Below are 13034 nucleotides of genomic sequence, written 5' to 3'. Positions count from 1 at the left end.
GAATTTCTCGAGAAGTTAAAGAAAAATGAAGTAAAGCCGTTTAAACTCGCAATTTAATAAGTAATCTGTTGCTTTAGTCGACTAGTGTCCAGTATTAGGGGGTTAGACCGACTTTGAGCCCATTTGCTGCGAAACGGGCTGTTTACAGCCAATATGTTGTAAATTATGCAACAATGAAGGGAGAGATGGGCGAAATAGGCAGTAATTGTTGTACTTTATACAACATCATTCAACCGTGAAACAGAAAGACTCATCCAGCAACCTTTAATGAGAATACATGACGATGGAAACCGATGTCAGTGAGACTTCGGTATAGAACTAGACGTGACTAACAATGTCTTCTAAAGCAACTGTCAATTGCAATATCAAAAAAGCCCGACACCTGAAGATCAGGGTATCGGGCTTTATCCTCATTAAGCGGAGTTTACACGCCTAACCATTTTTTGAACATATGTTTCGTTGTATCTGCATTCAGTGCTGCGATCGAAGTCGTCAGCGGAATGCCTTTCGGACAGGAGCGTACGCAGTTCTGCGAGTTACCGCAGCCTTCGATACCGCCATCTGTCATCAACGTATCCAGACGCTCGTCTTTGTTCATTTCACCCGTTGGATGCGCATTGAACAGACGAACTTGAGAAAGCGCGGATGGCCCGATAAAGGAGTTCTTGTCATTCACGTTCGGACAAGCCTCAAGACAAACGCCGCATGTCATACATTTGGAAAGCTCATAAGCCCATTGACGCTTCGACTCCGCCATACGAGGTCCTGGTCCAAGATCATACGTACCATCAATTGGAACCCATGCTTTAACTTTCTTCAAAGCCGTGAACATGCGTCCACGGTCGATAACAAGGTCACGCATAACAGGGAACGTGCTCATAGGAGCTACGCGAATCGGCTGCTCCAGCTTATCAACAAGAGCCGAACAAGCTTGACGCGGTTTACCGTTGATAACCATGGAACAAGCTCCGCATACTTCCTCGAGACAGTTGGATTCCCAGCAAACAGGCGTCGTCTTGTCACCCTTCGCATTCTTCGGATTACGCTGTACTTCCATCAAACCGCTGATGACATTCATATTGGAGCGATAAGGAATTTCAAATTCCTCGGTATAAGGTTTGGAATCTGGACTCTCTTGACGAGTCACGATAAACTTCACTGTCTTTTGTGCGCTAAGTGTCTCAGCCATGATTAATGTCCTCCCTTTTTCTTCTCCGTGGAGTAGTCACGTTTCCGCGGTGCAATCAAAGATACATCGATATCTTCATAGCTGATTTTCGGACCATCTGGCGTCCAATCGGCAATTGTTGTTTTCATGAAGTTCTCATCATCACGCTCAGTGAATTCTGGCTTGTAATGCGCTCCACGGCTTTCGTTACGGAGCAAGGCCCCAAGTGTCATCGCTTCAGCCAATTCGAACATGTTCCAGAGTTGACGTGTGAACGCAACCCCTTGATTGTTCCAACGAGCTGTATCTGTGATGTTGATGTTGTTGTATCTTTCTTTCAAATCCTTGATCTTACCAATCGTATCTTCGAGACGATCATTGTAACGAACAACCGTCATGTTGGCATTCATCATGTCGCCAAGCTCTTTATGCAGAACGTAGGCATTCTCCGTACCGTTGTTCATTTTGAGCAAGTTCTCATAACGGTCTGTATGACGTTTCTTCTCGCGATCGTATACGATCGAGGAAGTATCGTCTGCGTGCTTTTCTAAGCCGCGGATATACTCAACCGCTTTAGGACCGGAAACCATTCCGTCATAGATAGCTGAAACGAGCGAGTTCGCTCCGAGACGGTTCGCACCGTGATGTTGATACTCACACTCACCAGCAGCGAATAAGCCGGGAATGTTCGTCATCATGTTGTAATCGACCCAGATTCCGCCCATGGAATAGTGAACCGCAGGGAAAATCTTCATCGGAATTTTACGCGGATCGTCGCCCATAAATTTCTCGTAGATTTCCATAATTCCGCCAAGCTTAATATCAAGCTCCTTCGGATCTTTATGAGAAAGATCGAGGTAAACCATGTTCTCGCCGTTAATACCAAGCTTCTGGTCTACGCACACCGAGAAGATCTCGCGAGTTGCTATATCACGCGGCACCAAGTTACCGTACGCTGGATATTTCTCTTCTAGGAAGTACCAAGGCTTCCCGTCTTTGTATGTCCAAATACGTCCGCCTTCACCACGCGCAGATTCCGACATCAAGCGAAGCTTGTCATCTCCGGGAATCGCTGTTGGGTGAATTTGAATCATTTCGCCATTCGCATATTTAACACCTTGTTGGTAAACAGCACTTGCTGCCGTACCTGTATTAATTACCGAGTTTGTTGTTTTACCGAAAATGATACCAGGACCGCCTGTAGCCAAGATAACTGCGTCGGATGGGAATGTTTGAATTTCCATGCTCCGCAAATCTTGAGCTGCAATACCACGGCATACGCCATCATCATCGAGAACGGAACCTAGGAACTCCCAATGCTCGAATTTCGTTACAAGACCAGCTGTTTCCCAGCGGCGTACTTGCTCATCGAGTGCGTACAAGAGCTGCTGCCCTGTAGTAGCGCCTGCGAATGCCGTACGATGATATTTGGTACCGCCGAAACGACGGAAATCCAGAAGACCCTCTGGTGTACGGTTGAACATAACGCCCATACGGTCCATTAAGTGAATAATGCCTGGAGCCGCATCGCACAAAGCTTTAACAGGTGGTTGATTTGCTAAGAAATCTCCACCGTAAACTGTATCATCAAAGTGCTCCCATGTGGAGTCGCCTTCGCCTTTCGTATTCACCGCACCGTTAATGCCGCCTTGCGCACATACGGAGTGGGAACGTTTAACAGGAACCAAGGAGAACAATTGCACATGTACCCCGGCCTCTGCCGCCTTAATTGTCGCCATGAGTCCCGCGAGGCCTCCGCCGACGACGATAATTTTTGAATTAGCCACTTCTGTTCACCCTCCCTTAATGCCCCGTATGCGCTTCTACCGGAAGCTGAAATTGCGTATCTGTAAATGCAGTCAATGACATAATAAACATCACGGCCATGACAACGAACAAAGCCATCCAGATGATGGATGAAAAGCGCTGCGCGCGCGGTCCAATTGTAATTCCCCAGCTAACCAAGAACGACCACATGCCGTTACAGAAATGGAATGCTGCGGATAGCGTACCAATGACATAGATCGTAAACATAACCGGATTCGTCGCGATATCATGCATCGTCCTGCCAAGCTCTTCATGCGCTACGTTACCGAATGCAACTTGCAAGCGGGTCTCGAAGAAATGCCAAGCAACGAACAAGAATGTGATGACACCAGTAACACGTTGAAGCATGAACATTTGATTACGGAAATAACCATACTGCGAAACGTTGTTACGCGCTTGATACGCTACATACAGGCCATATACCGCATGGTAAAGAAGCGGTATCCAGATTCCGAAGATTTCTAGAAACAGCACCAATGGCAAGCCATTTAACCAGTTAATTTGATCCACGAACGCGCCTGGTCCTTTTGTTGCTTCATAGTTCGTGAGCAAATGCTCAATAAGAAAGAAGCCCACAGGAATTACGCCAAGCAAAGAGTGGATCTTTCGAAAGTAATACGAATTACCCATAATTGAACCAATTCCCCCCTCATAAAAATTCATTCATCATTTATCCGACATGATCAGACAAGACAAGCCACATACCATTGTACTCTCGCCGCAAACGAGCGTCAACCCATAATCATCCAAGCCTATTTTGCCAAATCAGTGAATGATTATACACCTTCGTCCAAGAAATGTGAATAAAAAGTGACATGTACATCGTACCTCTTTCATGCTTATAATGGAAGTGCCGTTTTTTTATATACACTTATAACTAATACACATATGCATTGCGCTGAAGGAGACGATAGAAGCATGGAACTCTTGGATGTTTTCGCTGTTGTTGTCGAACAAGTAAGCCTCAATAAAGCATCTCAGCTATTAAACATCTCACAACCAGCTCTCTCTCGCAAAATAATGAAGCTCGAGGAAGAGCTGGGCGTAGAACTTTTTAACCGTAAAGGTAAAAGGCTGGAGCTGACCAAAGTCGGTCAAATTTGCTATGATCATGCCTTAGAACTGCGTCATCTAGAGCGCAAGTTCAAACAAGCGATCCAAACCTACAAAGCAGCGGGCAGCCACACCTCGATTACCATAGGAGCAAGCCTGACAACGCTGCAAACAACGCTACCGGATCTCATCACGGACTACTTGCAGGATTACCCACTGACAGAAATTAAGCTGCTTACGGGTAAGACGCACGAGATTGTTACCATGGCGAAAGAAAACAAAGTGGATATCGGTATCGTCGCTTCCCAAATTAATGCTTCCAGCCTCCATTGCGAGCCTTTATTCGACGATCACTTATGTCTGGTACTTCCTCTAGGGCATTCTCTTATCGATCACACCACCATCACAATGAACGATTTAAATGAATTGCCGATGATTCTCTTCTCCAAAGGCACTTGGTATCGCATCTTGATGGATGAGCTGTTCAACCGTTATACTATATTGCCCAACGTACAAATGGAGATAGACTCCTTCGAAGCCATCATCCGACTCGTTTCAACCTGTAAAACGGCTACATTGCTTCCAAGATCCTATTTACGAGAAGACTTAATACGTAATAATGAATTGATTTTGCGCAATCTTGTCGAATTAGAACAGACCAAGCGAACGACTTCACTCATTTACTCGGACCATACAGCGGATAATATGACGTCTATGAAATTTATAACTCAAGCAATCAATTACTTCGCCAAGCAGAAATAAAACCTACATTGGTTAATAAAAAAAGCGGTAAATGGGGATTCACCCTATTTATCGCCTTTTCATCTTTATTTTAATCTTTCTAATAAACAAACTTGTAACCTACACCCCAAACCGTCCGAATCCACTTAGGTTCTTTGGGATTGTCCTCAATCTTTTTACGAAGGTTAGCAATATGCACATCAATGGCCCGGTCCGTCACTAAACAGTCGAATCCGCGAACCGTCTGCAGTAAATCTTCTCGGCTATATACGCGACCAGGATGATTCACAAAGCATTTCATAATTTCGAATTCCGAGTAAGTCGTCTCTACGAGAGCACCATGAACACGCATAGAACGCGTATTCGGATTGAGTGTAATCTTCTTATCGATATCCAAGACTGCCTCTAATACCGCAGTTGTTGATCCCCCAGCTGCTTCCGTTACTTGACGAGTATTCATACTCGATTTCAAATACAAGTTGGAGCGCCGAATAAGAGCGTGAACTCTCGCACTCATTTCATGCATACTGAATGGTTTACACATATAGTCGTCCGCACCTGCACCGAGCGCGTTAACGCGTTCAACGACCTTATTTTTCATCGAGACGATCATAATAGGTATTTTGGAGGTTTCCCGAACTTGTCTGCATAAGGCAAGACCATCCATATCAGGCAGCATCAGATCAAGCAAAATAACATCTGGATTAAACTGAGAGACAGCTGCAATGCCTTCTGCCCCATTTGCCTTTCTTATGACATGAAATCCTTCTTCACTTAAATACATAGTGACCATATCGCCGATCATGGCATCGTCTTCAATTATTAATACCTTATACATGGGGAGTCCACCTTCAGTTTGAAATTCTCTTGTTGTATATGTACTCGCAAATTTATTAATTGAATAGTCGAATGGCGATCAAAGAAAATTATTTTAATCGTGGTTGTCGGGATCGTCAGGCTTTATTTCAAGACCTAGTTTACGTGCCACATAAGCAGTTGTACTTGCTTGAAACAAAATGGTTATAAGTACAGCCATGAACGTAACGCTAGCAATAAGATCACTGTGCTGAACGCCCAACCCAGCTACCATTCCGGATAACGCCGCGGGTATAACACCTGTCTCTCGAACCCAGAACATGAACAAAATTTCATTTCGTTTCCACTTCGCTTTACGATCTGGCCATGTACAGATCAGAACTGTAAGCGGCCGCGCGATAAACATAAATACAAAGATAACGCCCAGGCTTGTCCAGAAATGCTCAAGGATTAATGGGAAGTTCACTTGACTGCCTAGTAAGATGAAAATGAGCATGCGCATGATGACCGTAATATTTTCTGAAAAATGCTCCATTTCAAGCTGTTTATCATTCATTTCCAGCTTAAAAGTACCTGCATTCCCCCAGATCAATCCTGCTGTAAAGGTCGCCATAAAACCGCTTACACCAATCGCTTCTCCCGCGATATAAGCACCAAGTGAAGTCACAACCATCGCTATCGTTGCATAGTCTCTTAGGTGACCAAGCTTCAAATGTGCCGTCAGGAACGTCATCACATACCCAATGACCGCACCAACTAGAAGCCCCCCTAGTGCTGTCTTCACAAAATCAATGACACCCGAAGCAACAGAAACCTCTTGTGTCCCCAGAATAATCGCTAATAAAGAAAAAGTTAGAATCGAAGCCGTCGCGTCATTAAAAGCAGATTCACTTTCAACCGTTTCACGCACTTTCGGACGGATTTTGACTTGTTTAAACACTGGGATCAGGGTTGCAGGATCCGTTGAAGCAATAATAGCTCCCAGCAATAAGGCATAAAGCCAAGGCAAATTCAGCAGTAAATGAGCGACTACTGCTACTGCGCCGCATGTGATAAGAACGCCAGGAACACTGAGTAAACTTACAGTAAGCCATACCTTGCGAAGACCAGAGAGTCTGATATTGCGTCCTCCATCGAAGAGGATTAAGGTAGAGCCAACGACAAGGATGAATTGATTCGTAAAAGAAGTGCTGGATTCTGTAATCCAATGAAGGGCTTGTCCCACCAGCATACCCGCAATAAGGAACAGAGCAACGTCAGGAAGCTTCAGCCATTGTGCCACTTTCCCAGATATCATGCCCAATCCAAAAATAAGCACTAGCAAAATAATAACATGTTCAATTAGGATCGAGGTTGTATTTTCCATTATCCGATGACTTCACTTTCAAATTTATCAATTTGATTGTTGGTTCCGATGATGACCATCACATCATTCTCATTCACGACATCACCCGCTGTAGGTGCAATGATAATCCCATTTTGTTTATTGATAGCCACAATGCTGCAGCCATACTTAGCACGAGGGTCCAGCTCTCTGAGAGCAAAGCCACATAGATTCTTAGGGACAGACAATTCCACGATCGTATACTCTTTGGAAATCTCAATATAGTCCAGAAGGTTAGGTGACACCAGTTGATGGGCAACACGAATTCCCATATCTCGTTCCGGATAAATGACGCGGTCAACACCTAGCTTATTTAGTACTTTGCCATGCAATTCGGACAATGCCTTAGCGACAACCTTTTTGATCCCCAAATCTTTAAGAACAATGGCTGCTAGAATACTCGATTGAATATCATCCCCAATGGCTACAACAGCGCAGTCAAAATTTCGTACGCCTAATGACTTCAATACCTCTTCATCCGTCGCATCCGCAACTACCGTATGGGTAAGCACAGAACTCAGCTCATCAACGACTTCTTCATCTTTATCAATACCCAACACTTCATAACCAAGCTTTATGAGTTCTTTGGAAATACTGGCTCCAAAACGACCCAGCCCGATTACGACATATTGATTTTTTTTCATGTTTCTAGTTCCCCTTATCCAATCGTGATTTTACCCTCTGGGTATCTAAATAGTTCTTTCTCTTGCTTCGGCTGTAAGGCATAGGCTAGTGTGATGGGTCCTAGTCGCCCAGCAAACATCGTCAAACTTATGAGGATCTTCCCAAATGTTGTTAATTCAGGCGTCAAACCCATAGTCAAACCTACGGTCCCGAAGGCGGATGTCACTTCAAACAAAATTTTCAATAACTGGGCATCCTCTGTCGTCGATAAGAGCATCGTGACAATGATAACTAAGAATAGAGCCATCATAGTTAAGGTAATAGCCTTGAGAATACGATCCTTAGCCAAACGGTATCGGAAAATAACAATATCCTCTTTCCCACGGATCATCGTCACTATAGCACTAATTAGAATCGTAAATGTCGTTGTTTTAATACCTCCCCCAGTTGAACCGGGAGAAGCTCCTATAAACATAAGAATGACAATGAAAAATTGGGAAGCTTGGCGAAGAGCCCCAATATCAACCGTATTCGGCCCAGCCGTGCGAGGGGCTACGGATTGGAAGAAGGAAGCTAATATTTTCCCGCCCAAATCCAGCGAACCCATGGTTCTGATATTGGTATATTCGAATATAAAGATGATAATAGCTCCAAACACAATAAGAAAACCTGTCATGCTAAGTACCACTTTGGAATGCAGGGAAAGCTTCTTCTTAGTCTTATAGTCCATCAAATCAGACATAACAATGAAACCTATACCCCCAAGCACGATAAGCGCCATAGCAACAAAGTTTACTACGAAATCATTAACATAGCCGGTTAAGGAAACGAATGGCGCATCGACCGTCCCAAATAAATCAAAACCAGCGTTATTAAACATAGAGATGGCGTGCCAAATACCGAAGTAAAGGGCTTTTGTAAATCCCAAGTCAAACGTCCAACGAATCGTGAAAATCACGGCTGCAATAGCTTCAATCGATAACGAATAAATAATTACTTTACGGATGAGTCGAACTATACCTTCCATACTGCCTTGGTTAAAAGCCTCTTGCAGAACTAGCCGTTCTTTTAACGTGATTTTTTTACGGAAGGCAAAAGCGATTAAAGTCGACATTGTCATGAAACCCAATCCGCCGATTTGAATCAAGCTCACAATGACGATCTGCCCAAACATCGTGTAGGCACTCCCTGTATCCACGACGACCAAACCTGTCACACATGTTGCCGAAGTCGCTGTAAACAGCGCATCAATGAAAGCAATCGAATGTCCCGTTGCCGAAGCAAAGGGAAGCGTCAAAAGCCCTGCTCCTAAGAAAATAATCGCAGCAAATCCGAGAACGAGAATTTGTGGAGGCGTTAATCGCCAAATATTCATTTTTTTAATCATAATGCCTCCTGTGTTTGCAAAAAAGACATAAGGATTTCCAATACGTTAACGGTAGGGTTCCCCCGTTATTATTTAGAAATTCCGAACGTACCCAATTGATAGGTATTATATAATTGTTTTTAATTCTTTACCACTAAATTGGCTTTCTTTTTAAACTATGATAACGTGAAAGATGTGATTTCAGAATCGGAAATGTAGAAGGGAACTCACTATGATTAGGCCAAAATTAAATCGTTTTCTCCTCTTCCTTGCATGCATTGGAGTAGCTCTTTACTTGGGAATATCCGCATTATACGGCCTTCAGGCCGAAGAACCGACGGCAGCAGACAATCCTTCCATCACGAAGCAGCAGGCTGCCGATCGTGCAGCTCAATTTGTAAGTGAGCGCTACAATTTGCATAACCCGCAAACCTACGTTGTTTACCAGTCCAAGAAGGATCGAAGCGGTTATTTGCAAAAGGAGCATTTGTTAGAAACCTATTTGAAGGACTATGGGGAACGTTACCCTATTGATTATTATCAAGTAAGCGTAGAAGACACCAAGACCAACCGTCAATTTGAAGTTGAGATTAATTACATGAATGCTTCCGTTATTGGATGGCGTGAAACGCAAAAAACCTCCGATCAGGCAATCATCAGTAAGCAGAAAGCAGACATTTTGGCCAAGCAGGAGATTCGGCAGCAAGGCTTTGAACCGGATGACTTTGCCCTCCTAGATAAACGGAATGCCGAAGACGACCCAAAACATGGAACAACCTTATTGTATGAAAAGCAAACAAAACCGCTTGGTGAATCAAAGTTACAGGTTCGTGTTGATTTCGATGACAAAAATCTGATCGGTTTTAACGTGTTGTTCAGCTTACCTGCGTCACATCAAGTCTGGATCGATCAGCAGGATCGCTCCGCATCTATCATGACTTGGATTTCCATGGGCTTCACACTCATCATGACCATTTCCGCGATTGTATTTGCCATCATCTATAGAAAACATATGAAATTCAGTAGAGGCCTGCTATTAACAGCCATTTTCTTAGCCATTTATATCACCAACAATTTTAATATGTACCCTGCTTTTAGATCTATGAGCGGAGCTCTGAACGATCAATTCGCAACATGGGCTGCTATTATTTTCATGAATGTAGTGACTGTGCTGCTCGGCCTCTCTCTCTATCTAGCTCTTGTAGCAGGTAATGGATTGTGGAATTCAATCGGAGAGCGGAAATGGCCGGCTTGGAAGGAATCATCGTTTGGAACTGAGGTTTATAGCGGCATGGGGCGCGGCTATTTGCTGGCTCTCTTCATCTTAGGCATTCAGCAGGTGCTCTTTTACACAGGTGAAGTGAATTTTGATGTTTGGGCCGTGAACGATCCGTCCGATTCTGTTCTTAATATGGTAGAACCTCGATTCTTCCCGCTTATGGCCTGGGTTGCTGCCATATCTGAAGAGGCGACCTTCCGGCTGCTCGGCATCATTCTATTCAAAAAGCTGTTTCGCTCCAACTTTATTGCGATTATCATTCCCAGCGTGATTTGGGCGGCAAGTCATACCCAGTATCCCATTTATCCAGTCTATACTCGGCTAATCGAGGTCACCATCATAGGCATCATTCTAGGTTATGTCTTCCTAAAGTATGGTTTCATTACCGCTGTTTTCGCTCATGCCTGCATGGATAGCATCCTCATGGGGATGTCCCTCTTCTACCTCGGACATGTAAGCGATGTGCTTGCTGGCATTTTCTACATCTTGCTGCCTGGTTTGATCGGCTTGCTGCTAGCCTGGCTGCATGCAAAAAGGCGGGGTCCCCTTATTCCTGGGGAGCCGCCGCCTCGCCTTGAAGTGCTCTAAGAATTTCGTTAGCTAATTTCTCACCTATACCCAGAGGCTTGAAGTCTTGGACTTCAGCCTCTTTTATTTTGCGCACGGAGCCAAAGTGCTTAAGCAATGCCTTCCGGCGCTTCTCTCCGATGCCGGGAATCGCGTCGAGCTGTGAGACAACCATCGACTTCGCCCTTGTTTCGCGGTGGAACGTAATCGCGAAGCGGTGAACCTCGTCTTGAATCCGCTGCAGCAGGTAAAACTCCTGGCTATCACGCGGCAATGGCACAACTTCTGCGGGATCTCCGATCATGAGCTGCGCTGTTTTGTGCTTCGCATCCTTCACGAGTCCACAGATCGGAATGAACAGGCCTAATTCATTCTCCAGCACGTCGACTGCGGCTGAGATCTGCCCTTTCCCTCCGTCAACAACGATCAGATCAGGCATTGTTAGATTGTCCTTAAGCACACGTTCATACCGCCGGCGAATGACCTCTCGCATCGTTTCGTAGTCATCCGGGCCAACGACCGTTTTGACTTTGTACTTGCGGTACTCCTTACGATCGGGCCTGCCGTCCACGAAGACGACCATTGCCGATACCGGGTTCGTCCCTTGTATGTTCGAGTTATCGAATGCTTCGATGCGGCGAATCGTTCCCGTGCCGAGCCACTCTCCAAGATTCTCGACCGCCTTGGTCGTGCGGCGCTCATCGCGCTCTACCAAGCGGAATTTCTCATCCAGCGCATTGCGGGCGTTGTCTTTGGCCATATCGACCATTTGCTTCTTCAACCCTCGCTGCGGGATATGCACTTTGACCTTGAGCCAGGATTCCAATGCTTCGCGGACATCCTTCTCTTCGGCCTCTACTTGAGCCACAACTTCGGCAGGGACCTCAGCAGAGGAGTCAATTGTGGCTTCAGCGGGAGCTTCAGCATCTGTTGGAGCAGTAGTAGAAGCGACTGCCACCTGTACCGGCATCGTCGGCAGGAAGATCTCCTTCGGCAGCGCGGGATTATCGCTGTAGACCTGAGTAACGTAGGTAATGAAGTCATTGTACTCATCACCGTAATATGGGAACAGCGAAACGTGCCGCTCGATGAGCTTGCCCTGCCGCATGTACTGGATATGCACAGCCATCCAGCCCTTGTCGACCGCGTAACCAAAGACATCGCGGTCTAGCGCATCAGCCGTCGTGATCTTCTGTTTCTCCATCACGGCGTCGATGTTCATGATATGGTCGCGCAGCTCCTTGGCGCGCTCGAAGTTCAGTTCCTCCGCTGCGGCCAGCATTTTGGTCGTCAGCTCTTCCTTAATAACGTCGTGTCCCCCGTTCAGGAAACGGCTGATCTCTTGCACCATCCGCTCGTTCGTCTCGGCGGTTACGTCGAATTCGCAAGGCGCCAGACACTGCCCGATATGATAGTATAGGCACACTTTCTCGGGCATCGTCTTGCACTTGCGCAGTGGATAAAGCCGGTCCAGCAGCTTCTTCGTCTGCTGGGCCGCGAAGGCATTTGGATAAGGGCCGAAGTACTTTCCCTTATCTTTAAACACCCGCCGCGTGACTTCCAGGCGCGGCTGCTCTTCATGTGTAATCTTGATGTACGGGAACGTCTTATCATCCTTCAAGAGTACATTGTACCGAGGATGATGCTGCTTAATCAGATTACACTCAAGAATCAAAGCCTCCATGTTCGAGGAGGTAATTATATATTCAAAGTCGCGGATTTCGCTGACTAGTTTTTGCGTCTTCGCACTGTGGCTACCCGTGAAATAGGAGCGCACACGATTCTTCAGTACTTTCGCTTTTCCAACATAAATGATCGTACCTTCGCGGTTTTTCATGATATAGCAACCTGGCTTATCCGGTAATAAGCTCAGCTTGTGTTTAATTACTTCCAGACTCTGTTCGCGGACTCCAGCGTCCTCATGCTCATGCTCGGTCATGCATCCAATCTCCTCTCGCACAAAAACTTACCCCATATTTCCCGCTAAGTTCGTACTTTCTAAACACTCTAAATTACCTAATTTCTAAGTTCCCAACTTCACAAATTCCTAAGCTCCAAGTCCCCAAACTCCTAGGTCCCCAATGCTGTACAACGTACAACATTTTAAACCTTAAACAAGCCATTCCGCTGCTAATCTTGCATTTCATACAACAATTTCAGCTTAAATATGCGAGTTACAGAGAATTGAGCCATTTTTGTTGTATAAAAT

10 protein-coding genes are annotated in these 13034 nt (G+C 45.3%); 2 read left to right on the top strand and 8 right to left on the bottom strand.

Annotation, left to right across the window (positions count from 1 at the left end):
• Positions 1–424: 424 nt before the first annotated feature.
• From sdhB to AC58U0_RS26685, 3 genes are read right to left on the bottom strand one after another with little or no spacing between them, the layout of a single operon-like run.
• Positions 425–1189: a succinate dehydrogenase iron-sulfur subunit gene (sdhB, locus tag AC58U0_RS26695; RefSeq protein ID WP_047680827.1), complete on the bottom strand. Its 765-nt coding sequence runs from the start codon at positions 1187–1189 to the stop codon at positions 425–427.
• Positions 1190–1191: 2 nt separating this feature from the next.
• On the bottom strand, positions 1192–2955 hold the full coding sequence (gene sdhA / locus AC58U0_RS26690) for a succinate dehydrogenase flavoprotein subunit (RefSeq protein ID WP_057307531.1): 1764 nt from the start codon (positions 2953–2955) through the stop codon (positions 1192–1194).
• 16 nt (positions 2956–2971) lie between these two features.
• Positions 2972–3625, bottom strand: coding sequence for a succinate dehydrogenase cytochrome b558 subunit (locus AC58U0_RS26685; protein WP_029197341.1), 654 nt, complete (start codon positions 3623–3625; stop codon positions 2972–2974).
• Positions 3626–3913: 288 nt separating this feature from the next.
• Between AC58U0_RS26685 and AC58U0_RS26680 the strand changes: the two genes are divergently transcribed.
• Positions 3914–4810 (top strand): LysR family transcriptional regulator, encoded by an 897-nt coding sequence (locus tag AC58U0_RS26680; RefSeq protein ID WP_497381899.1) that lies wholly within the window; start codon positions 3914–3916, stop codon positions 4808–4810.
• A gap of 79 nt (positions 4811–4889) precedes the next feature.
• Here the strand turns inward: AC58U0_RS26680 and AC58U0_RS26675 are convergent, their stop codons facing one another.
• The 4 genes from AC58U0_RS26675 to AC58U0_RS26660 all read right to left on the bottom strand — a co-directional run bounded on the left by AC58U0_RS26675 (position 4890) and on the right by AC58U0_RS26660 (position 9000).
• On the bottom strand, positions 4890–5627 hold the full coding sequence (locus AC58U0_RS26675; protein ID WP_497381898.1) for a response regulator transcription factor: 738 nt from the start codon (positions 5625–5627) through the stop codon (positions 4890–4892).
• Between the two features lie 93 nt (positions 5628–5720).
• Positions 5721–6971 carry a cation:proton antiporter gene (locus tag AC58U0_RS26670; protein WP_497381897.1) on the bottom strand — a complete coding sequence of 417 codons (1251 nt, stop codon included), beginning with the start codon at positions 6969–6971 and terminating at the stop codon, positions 5721–5723.
• On the bottom strand, positions 6971–7633 hold the full coding sequence (locus AC58U0_RS26665; RefSeq protein WP_060647541.1) for a potassium channel family protein: 663 nt from the start codon (positions 7631–7633) through the stop codon (positions 6971–6973). Before AC58U0_RS26665 ends, AC58U0_RS26670 begins: the two co-directional genes overlap by 1 nt.
• A gap of 14 nt (positions 7634–7647) precedes the next feature.
• Positions 7648–9000 (bottom strand): TrkH family potassium uptake protein, encoded by a 1353-nt coding sequence (locus tag AC58U0_RS26660; protein WP_057307537.1) that lies wholly within the window; start codon positions 8998–9000, stop codon positions 7648–7650.
• 274 nt (positions 9001–9274) lie between these two features.
• On the opposite strand from AC58U0_RS26660, the gene AC58U0_RS26655 reads away from it, so the two are divergent.
• Positions 9275–10846 carry a CPBP family intramembrane glutamic endopeptidase gene (locus tag AC58U0_RS26655; protein ID WP_497381896.1) on the top strand — a complete coding sequence of 524 codons (1572 nt, stop codon included), beginning with the start codon at positions 9275–9277 and terminating at the stop codon, positions 10844–10846.
• Here the strand turns inward: AC58U0_RS26655 and uvrC are convergent.
• Complete coding sequence (gene uvrC / locus AC58U0_RS26650; protein ID WP_497381895.1) at positions 10806–12764, bottom strand: excinuclease ABC subunit UvrC; 1959 nt, start codon at positions 12762–12764, stop codon at positions 10806–10808. The two genes, AC58U0_RS26655 and uvrC, sit on opposite strands and share 41 nt — an antisense overlap.
• Positions 12765–13034: the final 270 nt, after the last annotated feature.

It is taken from the genome of Paenibacillus sp. J31P190, assembly GCF_059692075.1.
This window is presented reverse-complemented; position numbering and strand designations above follow the sequence as displayed.

Bases quoted from the DNA above. Each gene is read 5' to 3' on its own strand.
- AC58U0_RS26670 (WP_497381897.1), bottom strand. From the start codon at position 6,971: ATGGAAAATACAACCTCGATCCTAATTGAACATGTTATTATTTTGCTA.
- AC58U0_RS26665 (WP_060647541.1), bottom strand. From the start codon at position 7,633: ATGAAAAAAAATCAATATGTCGTAATCGGGCTGGGTCGTTTTGGAGCC.
- AC58U0_RS26660 (WP_057307537.1), bottom strand. From the start codon at position 9,000: ATGATTAAAAAAATGAATATTTGGCGATTAACGCCTCCACAAATTCTC.
- AC58U0_RS26680 (WP_497381899.1), top strand. From the start codon at position 3,914: ATGGAACTCTTGGATGTTTTCGCTGTTGTTGTCGAACAAGTAAGCCTC.
- uvrC (WP_497381895.1), bottom strand. From the start codon at position 12,764: ATGACCGAGCATGAGCATGAGGACGCTGGAGTCCGCGAACAGAGTCTG.
- AC58U0_RS26675 (WP_497381898.1), bottom strand. From the start codon at position 5,627: ATGTATAAGGTATTAATAATTGAAGACGATGCCATGATCGGCGATATG.
- AC58U0_RS26685 (WP_029197341.1), bottom strand. From the start codon at position 3,625: ATGGGTAATTCGTATTACTTTCGAAAGATCCACTCTTTGCTTGGCGTA.
- sdhB (WP_047680827.1), bottom strand. From the start codon at position 1,189: ATGGCTGAGACACTTAGCGCACAAAAGACAGTGAAGTTTATCGTGACT.